Origin of the sequence: Bradyrhizobium sp. SPXBL-02 (assembly GCF_051853065.1) — a bacterium.
In the GTDB taxonomy this organism is placed as follows: domain Bacteria; phylum Pseudomonadota; class Alphaproteobacteria; order Rhizobiales; family Xanthobacteraceae; genus Bradyrhizobium.
Genome location: NZ_CP182474.1, coordinates 6,077,705 through 6,097,179, shown reverse-complemented (window position 1 = coordinate 6,097,179; position 19,475 = coordinate 6,077,705). Strand labels below are relative to the sequence as shown.

Genomic DNA, 19,475 nt, shown 5'->3' with positions numbered 1-19,475 from the left:
GCAGGAGAGAGACATGAACGCACATGCAGGCACGGTCCGCGGCAAAGAGCGCTATCGCTCCGGCGTGATGGAGTACAAGCGCATGGGCTATTGGGAGCCCGACTACACGCCAAAGGACACCGACGTCATCGCGCTGTTCCGCGTCACGCCGCAAGAGGGCGTCGACCCGATCGAGGCCTCAGCTGCTGTGGCAGGCGAATCCTCGACCGCGACCTGGACAGTGGTGTGGACCGATCGCCTGACCGCGGCCGAGAAATATCGCGCGAAATGCTACCGAGTCGATCCGGTGCCGGGCACGCCGGGCTCGTATTTCGCCTATATCGCCTACGATCTCGACCTGTTCGAGCCGGGCTCGATCGCGAACCTGTCGGCCTCCATCATCGGCAACGTGTTCGGCTTCAAGCCGCTGAAGGCGCTGCGCCTCGAGGACATGCGCTTTCCGGTCGCCTATGTGAAGACGTTCCAGGGACCGGCGACCGGCATCGTGGTCGAGCGCGAGCGGCTCGACAAGTTCGGCCGGCCGCTGCTGGGCGCAACTGTGAAACCGAAGCTCGGGCTCTCTGGCCGCAACTACGGCCGCGTGGTCTATGAGGCGCTGAAGGGCGGGCTCGACTTCACCAAGGACGACGAGAACATCAACTCACAACCCTTCATGCACTGGCGCGATCGCTTCCTTTACTGCATGGAGGCGGTGAACCGCGCGCAGGCAGCTTCCGGCGAGGTGAAGGGGACGTATCTCAACGTCACCGCGGGCACGATGGAGGACATGTACGAGCGCGCGGAATTCGCCAAGGAGCTCGGCTCGGTCATCGTCATGATCGACCTCGTGATCGGCTACACCGCGATCCAGTCGATGGCGAAGTGGGCGCGCCGCAACGACATGATCCTGCATCTGCATCGCGCCGGTCATTCGACCTATACGCGGCAGAAGAGCCATGGCGTGTCGTTCCGCGTCATCGCCAAATGGATGCGGCTCGCCGGTGTCGACCACATTCACGCCGGCACCGTGGTCGGCAAGCTCGAAGGCGATCCCAACACCACGCGCGGCTATTACGATGTCTGCCGCGAGGATTTCAATCCGACCAAGCTCGAGCACGGCCTGTTCTTCGACCAGCACTGGGCGAGCCTCAACAAGATGATGCCGGTCGCTTCCGGCGGCATCCATGCCGGGCAGATGCACCAGCTGCTCGACCTGCTCGGCGAGGACGTGGTGCTGCAGTTCGGCGGCGGCACGATCGGCCATCCCATGGGCATTGCGGCCGGCGCGACCGCCAATCGCGTGGCGCTGGAAGCGATGATCCTCGCCCGCAATGAGGGCCGCGACTATGTCCACGAAGGCCCGGAGATCCTGGCCAAGGCAGCCCAGACCTGCACGCCGCTGAAGGCCGCGCTCGAGGTCTGGAAGGACGTCACTTTCAACTATCAATCCACCGACACGCCGGACTTCGTGCCGACGGCGCTGGAAACCGTCTGAGGAGATTTGAGATGAAGATCACCCAGGGCTGCTTCTCGTACCTGCCGGATCTGACCGACGAGCAGATCACCAGCCAGGTGCAGTACTGTCTCGCCAATGGCTGGGCGGTGAACATCGAGTTCACCGACGATCCGCATCCCCGCAACACCTATTGGGAAATGTGGGGCCTGCCGATGTTCGATCTCCAGGACGCCGCCGGCGTGATGATGGAGCTCGCCGAGTGCCGCAGGGTCTATAGCGACCGCTACATCCGCATCAGCGGCTTCGATTCCAGCCACGGCTGGGAATCGGTGCGGATCTCCTTCCTCGTCAACCGGCCGAAGCAAGAGACGGAGTTCGAGCTGGTGCGCCAGGAGGTCGGCGGTCGCGCGATCCGCTACACCACGGCTCGAAAGCCGGCGCCCGCACCAGCTTAGGTCATCCGCTTCCGCGCGAAGCTCTCCCTGCTTCGTATCCTGGCGGACCACTGCTTCGCCGCCTCCCGCGGCGAAGCTCTTTTCTTCGAGGGTAGCCATGCTCGATGTCCCCTACGCAACCACGACCGAACACAGCGAGTCTCATTTTGATCTCCGCAAGGAGGCTGAAGCGGCCGGAATCACCGAGACGCTGCAGCAGCTCGATCAGGAGCTGATCGGGCTCAAGCCGGTCAAGAACCGCGTGCGCCAGATCGCCTCGCTGCTGCTGATCGAGCGCATCCGGCAGCGTGCGGGGCTGGCATCGGCGCCGCCGACGCTGCACATGTCGTTCACGGGCAATCCCGGCACCGGCAAGACCACCGTGGCGCTGCGCATGGCCAAGATCCTGCACGGGCTCGGCTTCGTGCGGCGCGGGCAAGTGATCTCTGTGACGCGCGACGATCTCGTCGGCCAGTATATCGGCCACACCGCGCCGAAGACCAAGGAGATCCTGAAGAAGGCGATGGGCGGCGTGCTGTTTATCGACGAGGCCTATTACCTGCATCGTCCCGACAACGAGCGCGACTATGGCCAGGAATCGATCGAGATCCTGCTCCAGGTCATGGAGAACCAGCGCGAGGACCTGGTCGTGATCCTCGCCGGCTATGGCGAGCGGATGACGAGCTTCTTCGCCTCCAATCCCGGCTTCCGCTCGCGCATCGCCCACCACATCGAATTCCCTGACTATGCGGAGGCCGAGCTGCTCGTCATTGCCGAGCTGATGCTGAAGGAGCGCGGCTATCGCTTCTCGGCCGCGGCGCGCGAGGCGTTCGAGACATACATCGCGCTGCGCCGGACGCAGCCGTTCTTCTCCAATGCGCGCTCGATCCGCAACGCCGTCGACCGCATCCGCCTGCGGCAGGCCGATCGGCTGGTGTCCGATCTCGATCGCATGCTCGATGTCGCCGACCTCGAAACCATCGACCCGGCGGATGTCCTTGCAAGCCGCGTCTTCAGCGGCGGTCCGGTCGCGGAAAGGAGCGTGAAGGCATGACCAGCGAGATCCTTATTGCTCCCTCGATCCTGGCCGCAGACTTCGCGCGTCTCGGTGAGGAGATCGCGGCGATCGACGCGGCCGGCGCCGACTGGATCCATTGCGATGTCATGGACGGCCATTTCGTCCCCAACATCAGCTTTGGTGCTGACGTCATCAAGGCGATTCGGCCGCTGACGAAGAAGGTCTTCGACGTGCACCTCATGATCGCACCGGTCGATCCCTATCTCGAAGCGTTCGCAAAGGCGGGCGCTGACGTCATCACTGTTCACGCCGAAGCGGGTCCGCATCTCGACCGTTCGCTCCAGGCGATCCGGGCGCTCGGCAAGAAAGCCGGCGTCAGCCTGTGTCCTTCGACACCGGAGAGCACGATCGAATATGTGCTCGATCGTCTCGACCTCGTGCTGGTGATGACGGTCAATCCGGGCTTCGGCGGCCAGGCTTTCCTTGAATCCCAGCTCGACAAGATCCGGCGCATTCGCAGCATGATCGGCGATCGGCAGATCCGGATCGAAGTCGACGGCGGCATTACGCGCGACAATGCTGCTGCGGTTGCCGCCGCCGGTGTCGATACGCTGGTGGCGGGGTCCGCCGTGTTCCGCGGCAAGGGCAGCGCGGACTATGCCGCCAACATCGCCGCCATTCGGATCGCTGCGGAGGCGGGACGGGTTCCGAAACTGCAACATAGTTCCGTACAGCCGAAGCGCGTAAGCGATGGAGGCCGTATCCGGTAGACTACGGGAGGTTCACGCATCGGAAGATCCGGCGTGCCGGTTGTCCCAAGCCGTGGCACTTTCGACGAAGTTAGCGGGCAAGTCTTTCAGGCCGGGGTAACCAACCGGGTTTGACGCGAAGCGTCGATTAACGCCCGGGCAATGCTGTGCGTCGCAGTCTGCGGTCCAGGAACGCGAGAGAGCGCGGGGATGCGGATCCAGCAAATTGGCAGGCATGAGGCCTGTACGCGGCGCGAGGCGATGCCATGAGCATGCATCGCCTGTTCGCCGAGCAGCTTCGCTGCGCCACAGACGCCAGCGGAGGAGTCGACGTGGTCAAGCTGGGCGAACTCGTCAGCGCGGCCTATGTGGCTAGCGAGCGCGACCGCCAGCGAATGATCGAGGCACGCGCGCACACGCACGATGAGGTCGAGCAAGATCTGCTGCGGACGCAGGAGTTCCTCGACACTATCGTCGAAAACATCCCGATCGCCGTGTTCGCGAAATGCGCGAAGGATTCGCGCTACATCCTGCTCAACCGCGCCGGCGAGAGCTATTATGGCATGCCCCGCGAACAGATGCTGGGCCGGACACCCGACGAGATCTTTCCGGCCGACGTCGCCCGTATCGTCAACGAGCAGGATCGTCGAGTCGTTGCCAGCGGCATGCCGATGTTCCTCGAGGAGCACCTGCTCGAAATAGGCGTCAAGGGTCACGACCGCGTCGTCAATTCACGCAAAATGCTGATCACGGATGACGCCGGCGATCCGCAATATCTGGTCGGCGTGATCGAGGACGTCACCGAGCGCGTCACCACCCGGGAACGCATCAGCCACCTGGCATATCATGATGCGCTGACGGACCTGCCTAACCGCAGCGCCTTCGCCGCGGCGCTCGACGAACGGCTGGAGCGGGCGCAGGAGGCGTCGACCAGTTTCGCCGTGCTGAGCCTCGATCTCGACCGCTTCAAGGAGGTCAACGACGTGTTCGGTCACCCTGTCGGCGACATGCTGATGCGGGCAACGGCCGACCGGCTTGCCGCGGAAGCCGAAGGCGCCTTCGTCGCCCGCATCGGCGGCGACGAGTTCATGATCCTGATGCCCGACGATGCCAACCGTGAGGATGTTCTGGCGCTGGCCGAACGTCTGGTCGAGACGATCGGCAAGGAGCTCGAGGTCGACGATTATCTCTCCCATGTGGGCCTCAGCGTCGGCATCGCGTTCTATCCGGACGATGGCGTGAACGCGGCGACGCTGCTTGCCAACGCCGACTCGGCTCTCTACCGCGCCAAGCGCGAGGGCAGGGGCCGGGTCCGCTGCTTCGAATCCGAGATGGACCAGGAGCTGCGCGACCGCAGGCTGTTGCAGCACGATCTGCGGCAGGCGCTGGAGCAGAACCAGCTCCTCGTCTATTTCCAGCCGCAGGCGCGGGTGGATGGCGAGGTCATCGGCTTCGAGGCGCTGCTGCGCTGGAATCACCCGACGCGGGGCTTCGTGCCGCCGGACCAGTTCATTCCGCTCGCCGAGGAGAACGGGCTGATCGTCGAGATCGGCGAATGGGTTCTGCGCGAGGCGTGCCGCGAGGCGGCATCCTGGCCCAGGCCGTTGCAGGTCGCGGTCAATCTGTCGCCGGTCCAGTTCCAGGCGGGCGATCTCGAGCGCTCGATCCACCAGATCCTGTTGGAGACGGGACTGACGCCGACGCGGCTCGAGGTCGAGATCACCGAGGGCGTGCTGATCGGCGATTTCACCCGCGCGCTCGATCTGCTGCGGCGGCTGAAGGCGCTCGGCATCCGCATCGCCATGGACGATTTCGGCACCGGCTATTCCTCGCTGTCCTATCTGCAGTCGTTCCCGTTCGACAAGATCAAGATCGACCGCAGTTTCATCTCCAACCTGGAGGCGACGCCGCAATCGGCCGAAATTGTCCGCGCCGTCCTGAGCCTGGCGCACGCGCTGAAGATCCCGGTCGTTGCCGAGGGGGTGGAGACGGAAGCCCAGCGTGCTTTTCTGGCGCGCGAGGCCTGCGAGGAGATGCAGGGCTATCTCGTCGGCCGTCCCGACCTGATCGAACGCTATCTCGACCTGGTCGGCGTCGCCGTGGAGCGCCGCCTCTACGCCTAGGGTCGGGCACACAGTTCCAAGCGGACGTTTGGAACAAAAATCCTTACCGGCGCTTCTCGAAAATTAACTTGGCTTAGGCGCGTTGAGCGCGCAGCAAATGTTTTGCATAAGCGCCATCGGCCTGACGCAAATCAGGAGAATAAGCCTGTGAACGCGAGGGAGGGTCTCATGGAGAACGTACGTCGCTACCGGGCGCTGGCGTCCCTCTGCCGTCAGCAGGCGGCATACCGGCCGCTCCAGACCTGGGAACTCCTCGGCCAGGCCGAACATTTCGAATATCTCGCTGAAATCGAGCTCCAGGCGCATTTCGACGCGTGCAATGTGCACCGCGACAAAGACGCCGCCGCGCCGGAGACATGGAAAGCTCCCGTCGCGGCGTGACGGCGCCAAGCCGGGCTCGCCTCAATGGGACATCAGCGTCGGGACCGTCATGGCTTCCAGCATGGCGCGGGTGACGCCCCCGAGAACGCGCTCCTGCAATCGCGAATGGCCGTAGCCGCCCATCACCAGGAGATCCAGGCTCTCGTCGGCCGCCAGCGACAGGATGATCGGCTGAATGTCGGCGCGGGTTGCCGTCCGGCCGACGATGCGGGTCGACAGTCCGCGCCGGCCGAGATGTCTGGCCAGGCCGCGTGCTGAAGCTTCACCGGCGACGGCGTCGGTCTCGTTGACGCTGATGATCACGATCTCTTCGGCGCGGGCCAGGAACGGGGCTGCGTCGCGCATGGCGCGGGCGGCAAGGCGACTGCCGTCCCAGCAGATGCCGATCCGGTTCGCCTTGAAGGCTCCTCGAAACGTGTAGGGCAGGAACAGCACCGGGCCGCCCGCCTGGAATAGGATCTCGCCGGGCACGTCGTTGTCGAACGCGCCTTGCGCCGGATCGGGCTGGAGCACGATGCTGAGGTCGTGCAAACGCGCGATCTCGCCGAGCGAGCCGGCTGCATCCACCGGGATCGCGCCGAGCGCGTGGCAGGTATAGGAGATGCCGGCGTTCGCCGCCTCGCTCTTGAATACCGCGAGCGCAGCCTCGGCCCGCTCCACGGCGCGCTCGCGCTCCAGCTCGAACACGGCCGCCACGGCCGCGCCACCTTCCATGACGTAGGCTGCACTGGTGGCGACATAGCCGACCGCGACCGCGTCGAGATGCGCGTTGAACTTCGCCGCGAGCGAGATCGAGCCCTCGATCGCAGGACGCATGGGACGTTCGGTGGGAATGTGGACGAGAATGTCTTTGTACATGGCGCGCCTCCGCTGAGCATCATCGGATGGTCGCAGTTTTTCACTGCGCGAAGGCGGCGCGTTGAGCTGCATCAAACCTCGGGATAGCCTGCTGCGCCCGCTCATCCATTCTTTGCCGAGATTTAATCGGACGGACGGGACGCCGTAAGGTGGCAGCGACCATGTTGAGGGCAAGGCGACACCTGCTCAACATGGATATTTCGACATGAACGATCGCGTCAATTCCGACATCACCACGTCTCGCAACATCTTGCGGCCGCGCCGGCTCGCGCTGCTCGGCACCGTGGCCGCGCTGGGCGTGGCCGCCCTGGCCATTGCGCCGGGCGCTTCGCCGTACGGCATCACCTCCTTGATTGCGCCGGCTCAGGCGGCCGAAGCCGTCGCGACGCCGCCCGGCTTCGGCGATCTCGTCAGCAAGGTCAAACCCGCAGTGATCTCGGTCCGGGTCAAAATCGACCAGGACAACGACAAGAGCGCGATGCTGCAGCAGAACCGGATGGATTCGGACGAGGACACGCCGTTCGACCAGTTCTCGCGGCAGTTCGGCTTCCGCTTCCCGGGCGGTGCGAACGGCATGCCGCGCCAGCGCCACCAGATGATCACGGGCGAAGGCTCCGGCTTCTTCATTTCCGCGGACGGCTATGCCGTGACCAACAATCACGTCGTCGATCGCGCCCAGTCCGTGCAGGTGACGATGGACGACGGCACGACCTACACCGCGAGGGTCGTCGGCACCGACCCGAAGACCGATCTCGCGCTGATCAAGGTCGAGGGCAAGAAGGACTTTCCGTTCGTCAATTTCTCCGACCAGAAGCCGCGCATCGGCGACTGGGTGGTCGCCGTCGGCAATCCCTTCGGTCTTGGCGGCACCGTGACCGCGGGCATCGTCTCGGCCAGCGGGAGGGATATCGGCAATGGTCCTTATGACGACTTCATCCAGATCGATGCGCCGATCAACAAGGGCAATTCCGGCGGCCCGGCCTTCGACATGAGCGGCAACGTGATCGGCGTGAACACTGCGATCTTCTCGCCCTCGGGCGGCTCGGTCGGCATCGGCTTCGATATCCCGGCTTCGACCGCCAAGCTCGTCGTCGCGCAGCTGAAGGACAAGGGCGCGGTGACCCGCGGCTGGCTCGGCGTGCAGGTGCAGCCGGTGACCTCGGATATGGCCGACAGCCTCGGCCTGAAGGAGACACGCGGCGCGATCGTCGACAATCCGCAAGATGGCAGCCCGGCGGCGAAGGCCGGCATCGAGGCGGGGGACGTCATCACCGCCGTCAATGGCACCGCGATCAAGGATTCCCGCGATCTCGCCCGCACCATCGCCGGCTTGGCGCCGGGCACGTCCGTGAAGCTCGATGTCTTCCGCAAGGGTGGCAGCAAGACCGTGACCCTGGCGCTCGGCGAGTTGCCGAACGAGCGGCAGGCCAAGGGCAACGAGGGCATGGGGCAGCCGGGTGCCGGCATGCCGCGCCTCGGCCTCAGCCTGGCGCCGGCAGGTGACGTTCAGGGCGCAGGCCAGAACGGCGTGGTCGTCACCGAGGTTGATCCGCAAGGCCCGGCCGCGCAACGCGGCATCCGGACCGGCGACGTCATCGTCAATGTCGGCGGCAAGGCTGTCAGCAGTGTCGGCGAGGTGCGCTCCGAGCTGGCGCAGGCCAAATCGTCGGGCAAGCGCAGCGTGCTGCTGCAGATCAGAAGCGCGGAGGCCACCCGCTTCGTCGCGGTGCCACTCGCCTGACGCGAACCTCGACCGCTACAAATCCAGAAAGGCGGCCTCGGGCCGCCTTTCGCACACGAGCTCGCCAGGTCCGATAACATTCTCGTTAACGGCAGGTAGGGTGACCGGGTGCGTCCGAAAAAGCCGTGTTCGCTGATCACACTCGCCAGGTGCCTCGGTGCTCTGCGGCAACGTCGCCGCTGAGAGGGGTTGCAAGCGTGGAACTTCGAACCTCGCGGCGATTTTTGGAACTCGCCGGTGGTTCACATGAGATCGGTGCCGACATGGATCGATTGAAGGTCTCGCTGAGGAGTGCGCTGCTGGTGGCGCCATTGGTGCTCTCAGGCGGAAACGCCCTCGGGCGCGACGACGGCCGCTACGCGGATTCCCCTCTGAAGCCATGGTTCGACAGTTTGCGCAGCCATCTCGGTCCGTGCTGCTCTGATGCGGACGGTTTCGCCGTCGCCGATCCCGACTGGGAGTCGCACAACGGGCGTTACCGTGTGCGCCTCGACGGGCAGTGGATCGATGTGCCGGATGAAGCCGTCATCACCGAGCCGAACCGGGCTGGCCGCACCATGGTGTGGCCGGTCAAGACTGCGTTCGGGATTTCGATCCGCTGCTTCATGCCTGGGAGCATGATCTGAGACCGGTCAGCGCGACCGTTTGGATGATTTGCGCTTCGATGATTTCTTGCTCGATGATTTCCTGGACGACGTCCTCGACGATTTCTTGGACGTCTTCTTGGCGCTCTTGCGCGTCGAAGCCTTCTTCGGGACCTTCTTTCCCTTCTTGCGTGCCTTCGACAATCCGATCGCGATCGCCTGCTTGCGGCTCTTGACGCGGCCGCCGCGCCCGCCACGGCCGCTCTTCGCGGTGCCCTTCTTGTAGCGCCGCATCTCGCTGGCGACATCGCTGCCCGAGCTGCTTGAGTAGCGGCGTTTCTTTGCCTTGCGTGCCATGTATGTTCTCCCTCGGCGAGGAGAACCATTCGGCACAACCATGGTTCCGGGAGCGCGGGCGGCGCAGCTAAAGGGCGATGCGATTAGGATGAATCGTCATCGCGCTTTAGGCTATTGTTCGAGCATGATCTCTTCGGAAAACCGCTGCACACTTTTCCCGATCATGCTCTAGAAGGAATTTGCCAGCTCGATCTCCGCTTCCAGCGCCTGGATGCGTCGTGCGGCCTCGCCGAAGGACAGATCCCGCGAATATTGGCCGGGCTGATAGGCCTCATCGCTCAGCCGCTTCAGCTTCAGGCCCTGCGCCCGCGTCATCTGCTCGCCAAGTACAAATCTGGCGTCGTATTTACCTTGAACCTGCATCTGGCGTCTCCGTCCTGAAATCGTGACTTGACTATATGTTCTTATTTTGTTCTAACAAGCCATGGACAACAGAATTAATGAAATTCGACGTAAAATCAGAGCCTTGAGGCTTGAGATGGCCGACGTCGAGGCGTCGGTGCGCGACCTCGTCGAGCGCGATCGCGACTGCACGGAAAGGGCCCTGGCGCAGATGGACCTGCGCCGGAAAATCAACCTCCTGATTGCCGAATGGAAGGCGGCCGGCGGCAGCGACGTTCTGCCTGACGTCCGCGACCGGGTGCGCCTTCGTCCCGTGAAGACAGGCGGCAATCCCGCGCGCGCAGCCGAGCGCCGCTGAGATCGTTGGCGCCGGATACCGCCAAGTGCCGACCCCAAGATGAGATGGAAGACAGAGGGCCCCGCAATGGCGGGGCCCTCCATGATTTGGGAGCGCCTATTTGGTGTTGGTCATGCTGCCCTTGTTCGTCATGGTGCCGCTCTGATCGGAGCCCGGGCCGGCGCCGCCTTGGCCCGTGGGGTCAGCGCCCTTGGAAGACTTGGTGTTGGCGCCGGTGGTCTGCGACGATGACGTCGAGGATCCATGCTTGGCCTTGTGCGACTTGGCCTGGGCGGCGAACGGCGTGGCGGCAAGGCCGGTTGCTAGCATGACGGCGAGAGCGAGCTTGGTCGTGTTCATGCGGGGGAACTCCCTGTGTTAAATTGACGCAGGCAGCAAACCGCGCCTCGCGGCAGGAGTTCCCGGCAAGGCATCTTCCGTACGTCACGCACGCTTCAAGTTTGCTTGTCCTCGGTCAGGATGAACACGGCGCCGGTGAGCGTCGCGCCGATCGCGAAGGTCGTCACCAAGGTGAGGGCGAAGACCGTCGCGGCCTGGCCCCCGCCGTTGTTCAGCAGGTTGGCCACGGCTGGATTGGACAGGACGAGCGTGAGGCTGAAGGTGAGGCCGAGCGCTGCGCCCATCATTGCATGCGTCATCAGCCTGATAAGGCCGCTGGCAGAGATCAGCTCGGACGACTTCTTGTTGTTGGTGCGCATGCCACGGCATCCCGAACTGCCACGCCAACGCGCTCGTGATTCCCTGGTTCCGTTCCGCTGAAGGAATTGTCATCGCCCGCTTCATCCGGCGTTCATGCCGGGCTTGCCAAGATGAGCGCCGGCAAAACGGGAACATCGACGGGGAACATCGACATGGGTAAGGTCGCCTTTCTTTACCGCTCGCTGGCCTATCGCAACGCAGCCGCGGACATCCTGCGCAAGGCGCGCAAGCTCCCGCGTGGCGCGGAGCGGAGCGCGGCTCGCCGCTACGCGAGGGCGCTGCGCGATCTCGCGCGAACGGAAGCCTGGCTCGAAGGGCGTATCGCGCGCGAACCGCGCACGGCTCAGCGCATGACGAGCGCAGCGTCCGGCTAGCCGGATGCGCGCTGCAATTCGGCAGCGCCTGCGGTGTCGAACTTGCCGGTTGCGGTCGTCGCGCTCTTGCGTGTCAACGGCACCTCCAGACGGCACAACAGGCCCTCGGCGCGCCAATCGAACTGCGCCTGTCCGCCAAGCTGGGACTCGATGCTCGCAAGCAGGCTTCGCGTGCCGAAGCCGCGCGATTTCGGGGTCTTGACCAGGGGACCGCCGGATTCCTCCCAGCTCAGCGTGAGCCGCTCGGCGTCGACCTGCCAGTCGATCGCGAGCCGCCCCGATCGGGTCGAGAGCGCGCCGTACTTGGCCGAGTTGGTGAAGAGCTCGTGCAATGCGAGCGCCAGCGTCTGGGCCGTCGCCGGCACCAGCTGAACTTCGGGCCCTGCCAATTTGATCTGGCCGCCGAGCGAATAGGGCGCAAGCTCCTCGTCGATCAGCCTGGAGAGCTCGGCGCCCTGCCAGCTCGACAGCGACAGGATGGTGTGCACGCGCGCCAGTGCATTGATGCGCCCCTCGACGGCATTGACATAGGCCTTGACCTCGTCGGCCCGGGTGAGGCGCACGATCGACTGCGCCAGCGCCAGCGCGTTCTTGGCGCGGTGATCGACTTCCCGCGCCAGCAGGTTCTGCCGCTCCTCGGCCCGCTTGCGCTCGGTGATGTCGACGGTTACGCCGCTGACCCGCACCACGCGCCCGCTCTCGTCGGTCGTCGCAGCCGCCGTGCCGACGCACCAGCGCACCTCGCCGTCGGGCCGCACGATGCGAAACTCCGTCTCGTAGGCGCGCGTGCCCTTGTTGAATTCGGCGATCGCCTTGCGCAACTGATCGACGTCGTCGGGGTGCAACAGGGCCTGAACGCTGCCCGGAGTGACCTCGAAATCCTCGGGGCTGACGCCGAAGATGCGGTATTGCCCCTCGTCCCACATCCAATCGCCGCTGATCCAGTCCCAGTCCCAGGACCCCATCTTGCCGGCCGCGATCGCCATGCTGCGCCGTTGCTCGCTCTCGCGCAGCTTCGCGGTGGAAGCCTCCAGTTCCGCGGTGCGGGCGCGGACGCGGTCCTCTAGCTCGTGGTTCAGCCGTTCGAGCTCGCGCGTCTTGCGGTAGAGCTCGGCAAACACCTTGATCTTGGCGCGAAGCACCTCCGGCACGACCGGCACCGGCACGTAATCGACCGCGCCCATCTCGTAGCCGCGCAGCCGGTCGATGTCGCTGACCTGGATGGCTGAGATGAAGATCATCGCGGTCTTCTGAAAGCGCGGATGCTCGCGGATCATCGCGGCGAGCTCGAAGCCGTCGAGCTCGGGCATGCAGACGTCGACCAGGATCACCGCGATCTCGGTCTTGAGCAGCACCTCCAGCGCCTCGCGGCCCGAGGAGGCGATCACGAGGTTCTCGCCGAGATCCTTCAGGATCACCTCATAGGCGAGCAGCTTGGCCGGCTGATCGTCGACGAGCAGGATGTTGACCTTTTCCTGGTCCATACGCGGGTCCAACTCAGCGATGCAGCCACATGCGGATCGCAAGCAGCAATTGGTCGGTGTTGACCGGCTTGGCGAGGTAATCGGACGCGCCGGCTTCGAGGCACTTCTCGCGGTCGCCCTTCATCGCCTTGGCGGTCAACGCGATGATCGGCAGACGGGAGAAGGCCGGGTTCTCGCGGATCACGCCGATGGTCTGGTAGCCATCCATCTGCGGCATCATGATGTCCATCAGCACGATCGCGATCTCCGGATTGGATTCGACCAGTGTCACCGCCTCGCTGCCCGTCGTCGCCGTCAGCACTTTCATGCCGCGTCGTTCCAGCACGCTGGACAGGGCGAAGATGTTGCGGGCGTCGTCGTCGACGAGCAGGGCGGTCTTGCCGATCAGGTCCTCGTCGGAACTGTTCAGCTTCTCCAGCATGCGCTGCTTCTCGACCGGCAGCTCCGTGATCACGCGATGCAGGAACAACGCGGTCTCGTCGAGCAGGCGCTCGGGCGATTCCACGCCCTTGACCACGATGCTGCGTGCCATGGTGTGAAGCTCGGCATCCTCCTCGGCGGAAAGCTCGCGGCCGGTGAACACCACGACGGGGATGTTCGACAGCGCCTCGTCGTTGCGGATCTGATCGAGCACCTCGAAGCCGCTCATGTCGGGCAGCCTGAGGTCGAGCACGACGCAATCGCAGGGCTGCTCGCGCAGCGTCGAGAGCGCGCCGGCCCCGGTATCCGTGGCCAGGATCTCGATGTCGTCGTGGTGCAGCAGCTCGCGGATCGAGAGCTGCTCGGCCTCGTTGTCCTCGACGATCAAGAGCCGCTTGCGCCGCGGCCGCGCATATTCCTTGATCTGCGTCAGCGCGGCCGAGACGCCCTCGGTCGTCGTCGGCTTGTTGACGAAGGAGAACGCGCCGCGCGCCAGCGCATGCTGGCGGTCCTCGTCGAGCGTGATGATCTGGACCGGGATGTGGCGGGTGAGCGGATTGTGCTTGAGCTGGCTCAGCACGGTCCAGCCGAGCATGTCGGGCAGGAAGACGTCGAGGGAGACGGCCGTCGGCTGGTACTGCTTGGCGAGCTCGAGGGCCTCGGCGCCGCGCGCGGCGACCAGGACCTTGAACCCCTTGTCGCGGGCCAGATCGACGAGTACGCGGGCATAGTGGGGGTCGTCCTCGACGATCAGGAGGATGGTGTCGCCGGGCTCGAGGTTGAGGCGGTCGTCGGGCAGCTGCTCAATGACGCGCTGCTGGTCAGGCGCGGCCGGCTGCAGCGCCGGTGGCTGGCTGTATTGCTGCGGCGCTGGCGCCCGCGGCGCGAGGGTCGGGCCGGAATATTTCAAGGGCAGATAGAGCGTGAAGGTCGAGCCCTTGCCCGGCGCGCTGCGCAGGTGGATCTCGCCGCCGAGCAGGCTGGCCAGCTCGCGGCTGATCGCAAGGCCGAGGCCGGTGCCGCCATATTTGCGGCTGGTGCCGGCGTCGGCCTGCTGGAACGCCTCGAAGATCAGCTTCTGCTTCTCCAGGGGAATGCCGATGCCGGTGTCGGACACTTCGAAGGCGATCACGGCCGGCGCGGAGTTCAGCACCGGATGATCCGTCCCCCAGCCGCCGATGGCGCCGGTGACCTGCAGGCGCACTTCGCCGTCGGCGGTGAACTTGAAGGCGTTGGAGAGCAGGTTCTTCAGAACCTGTTGCAGCCGCTTGGAGTCGGTCACGATGCTGCGCGGCAGGTTCGGATCGACGTCGATCTTGAACGACAGGTTGCGGTTGTCCGCCTCGTGCCGGAACGGCCGGCCGACGGTCTCGAGCAGGTTCGCGGTCAGGATTTCCTCGGCGTCGACCGTCACGGTGCCGGACTCGATCTTGGAGAGATCGAGAATGTCGCTGATGAGGTTCAAGAGGTCGGTACCGGCGCCGTGGATGGTGCGGGCGAATTCGACCTGCTTGGCCGAGAGGTTGCCATCGGGGTTGTCGCTGAGCTGCTGCCCGAGGATCAGGATCGAGTTCAGCGGCGTGCGCAGCTCGTGGCTCATATTGGCGAGGAATTCGGACTTGTACTTCGACGTCAGCGCGAGCTCGGTCGCCTTCTCCTCGAGCGCGCGGCGGGCCTGCTCGATCTCCTGGTTCTTGCGCTCGACTTCGACGTTGCGCTCGGCGAGCTGCTGCGCCTTCTGCTCGAGCTGGTCGTTGGTCTGCTGCAATTCGCGCTGCTGGGTCTGCAGCTCGCCGGCGAGCTGCTGCGACTGCTTGAGCAGACCTTCCGTCTGCATCGTCGCCTCGATCGAGTTGAGCACGATGCCGATGGAGTCGGTGAGCTGCTCCAGGAACGTCATCTGCGAGGTCGTGAAGGAGACGAGCGAGGCGAGCTCGATCACGGCCTTGACCTGGCCTTCGAACAGGACCGGCAGCACGACGAGGTTCTTCGGTGCGACGCGGAACAGCGCCGAGTTGATCGGGACCACGTCGGACGGAATGTCGGAGACGACGCGCGGCCGCTTGTCGAAGGCGCACTGGCCGATCAGGCCTTCGCCGAACTGCAGCACCGGCTGATAGGGGTAGACGCCGTCGCTGGCGTAGGAGGCGAGCAGCAGGAGCTGGGGATCGTTCTCGTTCTCGACCTGGTAGATCACGCCGGTGTGGGCGTTCACCAGCGGCGACAATTCGGTGAGCAGCAGCCGGCCGACGGTGGTGAGGTCGCGCTGGCCCTGGAGCATGTTAGTGAACTTGGCGAGGTTGGTCTTCAGCCAGTCCTGTTCCGTGTTCACGTCCGTCGTGAGACGGAGGTTGGTGATCATCGTGTTGATGTTGTCTTTCAGCTCCGCCACTTCGCCGCGGGCGTCGACCTGAATCGACCGCGTCAGGTCGCCCTTGGTCACCGCGGTTGCGACTTCCGCGATCGCGCGCACCTGCGAGGTCAGATTGGCCGCGAGCAGGTTGACGTTGCCGGTGAGGTCCTTCCAGGTTCCGGCGGCGCCGGGCACGTTGGCCTGGCCGCCGAGCCGGCCTTCGACGCCGACCTCGCGCGCCACCGAAGTCACCTGGTCGGCGAAGGTCGCGAGCGTCTCGGTCATGTTGTTGATGGTGTCGGCGAGCGCCGCGACTTCGCCCTTCGATTTCACGGTGAGGTTCTGCTTCAGATCGCCATTGGCGACCGCGGTCACCACCTTGACGATGCCGCGGACCTGCTCGGTCAGGTTCGCCGCCATGAAGTTGACGGTGTCGGTGAGATCCTTCCACGTGCCGGCGACGCCGGGCACCTGGGCCTGGCCGCCGAGCTTGCCCTCGGTGCCGACCTCGCGCGCGACACGCGTCACTTCGCCGGCGAAGGCGTTGAGCTGGTCCACCATGGTGTTGATGGTGTTCTTCAGCTCGAGGATTTCGCCCTTCACGTCCACTGTGATCTTGCGCGAGAGGTCGCCGCGCGCGACCGCCGTGGTGACTTCGGCGATGTTGCGGACCTGGGTGGTGAGGTTCGCAGCCAAGAGGTTGACGTTATCGGTGAGGTCCTTCCAGGTGCCGCCGACGCCGGGCACGACGGCCTGACCGCCGAGCCGGCCTTCGGTGCCGACCTCGCGCGCCACGCGCGTGACTTCGGCGGCAAAGGAGCGGAGCTGCTCGACCATGGTGTTCAGGGTGTCCTTGAGCAGCAGGATCTCGCCGCGCACGTCCACCGTGATCTTCTTCGACAGGTCGCCGCCGGCAATGGCGGTCGCGACCTCGGCGATGTTGCGGACCTGCGCCGTCAGGTTGGAGGCCATGAAGTTGACGTTGTCGGTGAGGTCCTTCCAGGTGCCGGCGACGCCGGGCACTTCGGCCTGGCCGCCGAGCTTGCCCTCGGTGCCGACCTCGCGCGCGACGCGCGTCACTTCGCCGGCAAAGCCGTTGAGCTGGTCCACCATGGTGTTGATGGTGTTTTTCAGCTCGAGGATTTCGCCCTTCACGTCGACGGTGATCTTGCGCGACAAGTCGCCACGCGCGACCGCGGTCGTCACCTCGGCGATGTTGCGGACCTGGGCCGTGAGGTTGCCCGCCATCGAGTTGACGCTGTCGGTGAGATCTTTCCAGGTGCCGGCGACGCCGGGCACGTTGGCCTGACCGCCGAGCCGGCCTTCGGTGCCGACCTCGCGCGCCACGCGCGTCACCTCGCCCGCGAAGCGGTTGAGCTGGTCGACCATCGTATTCAGCGTGTCCTTGAGCTGAAGGATCTCGCCGCGCACGTCCACGGTGATCTTGCGCGACAGGTCGCCGCCGGCGATCGCGGTCGCGACCTCGGCGATGTTGCGGACCTGGGCGGTGAGGTTGCCCGCCATCGAGTTCACGGAGTCGGTCAGGTCTTTCCAGGTGCCGGCGACGCCGGGCACGTCGGCCTGGCCGCCGAGCTTGCCGTCGGTGCCGACCTCGCGGGCGACGCGCGTGACTTCGCCGGCGAAGGCGTTGAGCTGGTCGACCATGGTGTTGAGCGTTTCCTTCAGCTGAAGGATTTCGCCCGACACGTTCACCGTGATCTTCTTGGACAAGTCGCCCTTCGCCACCGCGGTTGCGACCTCGGCGATGTTGCGGACCTGGCCGGTGAGGTTCGAGGCCATCGAGTTGACGCTGTCGGTGAGGTCCTTCCACGTGCCGCCGACGCCGCGCACCACGGCCTGGCCGCCGAGCTTGCCTTCGGTGCCGACCTCGCGCGCCACGCGCGTGACCTCTCCGGCGAAGGCGTTGAGCTGGTCCACCATGGTGTTGATGGTGTCTTTCAGCTCCAGAATTTCGCCGCGCACGTCCACGGTGATCTTCTTCGAGAGGTCGCCGCCGGCGACTGCGGTGGTCACCTCCGCGATGTTGCGGACCTGCGCGGTCAGGTTCGAGGCCATCGAGTTGACGCTCTCGGTCAGGTCCTTCCAGGTGCCGGCGACGCCGAGCACGTTGGCCTGGCCGCCGAGCCGGCCCTCGGTGCCGACCTCGCGCGCGACGCGCGTCACTTCGCCGGCGAAGGCGTTGAGCTGGTCGACCATCGTGTTGAGCGTTTCCTTCAGCTGAAGGATTTCGCCCGAGACGTTCACCGTGATCTTCTTCGAGAGATCCCCGCTCGCGATGGCGGTCGCGACGTCGGCGATGTTGCGGACCTGCGCGGTCAGGTTCGAGGCCATGAAGTTGACGTTGTCGGTGAGGTCTTTCCAGGTGCCGGCCACGCCGGGCACCTGGGCCTGACCGCCGAGCTTTCCTTCCGTGCCCACCTCGCGCGCGACGCGCGTGACTTCCGAGGCGAACGAGTTGAGCTGGTCCACCATGGTGTTGATGGTGTCCTTCAGCTCCAGGATTTCGCCGCGCACGTCGACCGTGATCTTGCGCGAGAGGTCGCCGCGCGCCACGGCGGTGGTGACGTTGGCGATGTTGCGCACCTGTGCGGTGAGGTTACCGCACATCGCGTTGACCGAGTCCGTCAAGTCCTTCCAGGTGCCGGCGACGCCCGGCACGATGGCCTGGCCGCCGAGCTTGCCGTCGGTGCCGACCTCGCGCGCAACGCGCGTCACTTCGGAGGCGAACGAGCGCAGCTGGTCAACCATCGTGTTGATGGCTTCCTTGAGCTGGAGGATCTCGCCGCGGACGTCGACCGTGATCTTCTTGGAGAGGTCGCCGTTGGCCACCGCGATCGTCACCTCGGCGATGTTGCGAACCTGGTTGGTCAGGTTGTTCGCCATCGAGTTGACGCTCTCGGTGAGGTCCTTCCAGACGCCGGTCACCTCGGGCACCTGGGCCTGGCCGCCGAGCTTGCCCTCGGTGCCGACCTCGCGCGCGACGCGCGTCACCTCGGAGGTGAACACGCCGAGCTGCTTGATCATGGTGTTGACGATGGTCGCCGACTGCAAGAACTCGCCGCCGAGCGGACGGCCGTCGACGTCGAGCTTGACGGTCTGCAGCAGGTCGCCTTGTGCCACGGCGGCGACGGCGCGCGTCACCTCGCGCGTCGGCCACAACAGGTCGTCGATCAGCGTATTGACCGAACCTTCCATGTCGGCCCAGGAGCCCGAGGCGAGGCCGAACTTCACGCGCTGGCGGGTCTTGCCTTCGCGCCCCACCACCTGGCCGACCAGCTCGAGCTGCTGTGCCATGCGCTGGTTGGCTGCGATGATTTCGTTAAGAGTGTCGGCAATTTTACCGTCAATGCCGAGATAGTCGCCGCTCATGCGGACCGAAAAGTCACCGCTGCGCATCGCCTGCAAGGCGAGTAGCAGTTCGCCCCGCGAATCCGACTCGGACGTACCGTTGATTTTTGGCTTTGGGACGCGACGACCGGAGCGTGATGCAGTTCCGGGATCGAGGTCGCTCATACTGATTCCCCCGCAGGCGTCGGCCGAATCCGAGGCAAGACGCGTTGGTCGAATAGAGCGTCAGCCAAATTCGAAATCAAGCGCCAACGTATGGCGCCGGGAAATGGAACCCGCTTTGCTCAGCCCGACCGAGCTAACGACGATGCCCCGATTTGGTTCCACACCGCTCGGAAAGAAAATGCCTCCCGGGTCCGGTCGCCCCCTGCGTCCGTCGGCGTCCATCCTTCGGAA

The 19,475-nt window shown here is 65.0% G+C and carries 17 protein-coding genes; 10 read left to right on the top strand and 7 right to left on the bottom strand.

Annotated elements, in window-relative coordinates; all coding sequences use genetic code 11:
* The first annotated feature begins 13 nt into the window (after positions 1–13).
* From ACNJYD_RS28490 to ACNJYD_RS28465, 6 genes are all read left to right on the top strand, one after another.
* A complete protein-coding gene (locus ACNJYD_RS28490; protein WP_172787300.1) occupies positions 14–1,474 on the top strand; it encodes a form I ribulose bisphosphate carboxylase large subunit in 1,461 nt (486 codons plus the stop codon).
* An 11-nt stretch (positions 1,475–1,485) separates the two neighbouring features.
* The gene (locus ACNJYD_RS28485; protein WP_212254651.1) at positions 1,486–1,890 is read left to right on the top strand and encodes a ribulose bisphosphate carboxylase small subunit; all 405 of its coding nucleotides are present in this window, start codon (positions 1,486–1,488) and stop codon (positions 1,888–1,890) included.
* A 97-nt stretch (positions 1,891–1,987) separates the two neighbouring features.
* Positions 1,988–2,923, top strand: a complete 936-nt coding sequence (gene cbbX, locus ACNJYD_RS28480) for a CbbX protein (protein WP_439363971.1) — start codon at positions 1,988–1,990, stop codon at positions 2,921–2,923.
* The gene (rpe, locus tag ACNJYD_RS28475; RefSeq protein ID WP_439363969.1) at positions 2,920–3,657 is read left to right on the top strand and encodes a ribulose-phosphate 3-epimerase; all 738 of its coding nucleotides are present in this window, start codon (positions 2,920–2,922) and stop codon (positions 3,655–3,657) included. The genes cbbX and rpe overlap by 4 nt, the downstream gene beginning before the upstream one ends.
* 245 nt (positions 3,658–3,902) lie before the next feature.
* Positions 3,903–5,759 carry a putative bifunctional diguanylate cyclase/phosphodiesterase gene (locus ACNJYD_RS28470; protein ID WP_439363967.1) on the top strand — a complete coding sequence of 619 codons (1,857 nt, stop codon included), beginning with the start codon at positions 3,903–3,905 and terminating at the stop codon, positions 5,757–5,759.
* Between the two features lie 168 nt (positions 5,760–5,927).
* Positions 5,928–6,140, top strand: a complete 213-nt coding sequence (locus ACNJYD_RS28465; protein WP_172787305.1) for a hypothetical protein — start codon at positions 5,928–5,930, stop codon at positions 6,138–6,140.
* Positions 6,141–6,161: 21 nt separating this feature from the next.
* Here the strand turns inward: ACNJYD_RS28465 and ACNJYD_RS28460 are convergent, their stop codons facing one another.
* Positions 6,162–6,998, bottom strand: a complete 837-nt coding sequence (locus ACNJYD_RS28460) for a universal stress protein (protein ID WP_439363966.1) — start codon at positions 6,996–6,998, stop codon at positions 6,162–6,164.
* A gap of 205 nt (positions 6,999–7,203) precedes the next feature.
* Here ACNJYD_RS28460 and ACNJYD_RS28455 point away from each other — a divergent pair, with 205 nt between their 5' ends.
* Both ACNJYD_RS28455 and ACNJYD_RS28450 read left to right on the top strand, forming a co-directional pair.
* Positions 7,204–8,739, top strand: coding sequence for a Do family serine endopeptidase (locus ACNJYD_RS28455; protein ID WP_439363964.1), 1,536 nt, complete (start codon positions 7,204–7,206; stop codon positions 8,737–8,739).
* 263 nt (positions 8,740–9,002) lie between these two features.
* Positions 9,003–9,365: a hypothetical protein gene (locus ACNJYD_RS28450; protein WP_172787308.1), complete on the top strand. Its 363-nt coding sequence runs from the start codon at positions 9,003–9,005 to the stop codon at positions 9,363–9,365.
* A 6-nt stretch (positions 9,366–9,371) separates the two neighbouring features.
* Here ACNJYD_RS28450 and ACNJYD_RS28445 read toward each other — a convergent pair whose 3' ends face one another.
* On the bottom strand, positions 9,372–9,680 hold the full coding sequence (locus ACNJYD_RS28445) for a DUF6496 domain-containing protein (protein WP_439363962.1): 309 nt from the start codon (positions 9,678–9,680) through the stop codon (positions 9,372–9,374).
* Between the two features lie 168 nt (positions 9,681–9,848).
* The gene (locus ACNJYD_RS28440) at positions 9,849–10,043 is read right to left on the bottom strand and encodes a DUF3072 domain-containing protein (protein ID WP_439363961.1); all 195 of its coding nucleotides are present in this window, start codon (positions 10,041–10,043) and stop codon (positions 9,849–9,851) included.
* 115 nt (positions 10,044–10,158) lie between these two features.
* Here ACNJYD_RS28440 and ACNJYD_RS28435 point away from each other — a divergent pair, with 115 nt between their 5' ends.
* Positions 10,159–10,380, top strand: a complete 222-nt coding sequence (locus tag ACNJYD_RS28435; RefSeq protein ID WP_172787311.1) for a hypothetical protein — start codon at positions 10,159–10,161, stop codon at positions 10,378–10,380.
* A gap of 96 nt (positions 10,381–10,476) precedes the next feature.
* Here the strand turns inward: ACNJYD_RS28435 and ACNJYD_RS28430 are convergent, their stop codons facing one another.
* A complete protein-coding gene (locus tag ACNJYD_RS28430) occupies positions 10,477–10,719 on the bottom strand; it encodes a hypothetical protein (protein ID WP_439363960.1) in 243 nt (80 codons plus the stop codon).
* A gap of 95 nt (positions 10,720–10,814) precedes the next feature.
* On the bottom strand, positions 10,815–11,078 hold the full coding sequence (locus ACNJYD_RS28425; RefSeq protein WP_439363958.1) for a hypothetical protein: 264 nt from the start codon (positions 11,076–11,078) through the stop codon (positions 10,815–10,817).
* A gap of 153 nt (positions 11,079–11,231) precedes the next feature.
* Between ACNJYD_RS28425 and ACNJYD_RS28420 the strand changes: the two genes are divergently transcribed.
* Positions 11,232–11,453, top strand: a complete 222-nt coding sequence (locus tag ACNJYD_RS28420) for a hypothetical protein (protein WP_439363957.1) — start codon at positions 11,232–11,234, stop codon at positions 11,451–11,453.
* Here the strand turns inward: ACNJYD_RS28420 and ACNJYD_RS28415 are convergent.
* The gene (locus ACNJYD_RS28415) at positions 11,450–12,937 is read right to left on the bottom strand and encodes an HWE histidine kinase domain-containing protein (protein ID WP_439363956.1); all 1,488 of its coding nucleotides are present in this window, start codon (positions 12,935–12,937) and stop codon (positions 11,450–11,452) included. The genes ACNJYD_RS28420 and ACNJYD_RS28415 overlap by 4 nt on opposite strands.
* Before the next feature lie 13 nt (positions 12,938–12,950).
* Positions 12,951–19,244, bottom strand: coding sequence for a HAMP domain-containing protein (locus tag ACNJYD_RS28410; protein ID WP_260382654.1), 6,294 nt, complete (start codon positions 19,242–19,244; stop codon positions 12,951–12,953).
* Positions 19,245–19,475 lie beyond the last annotated feature (231 nt).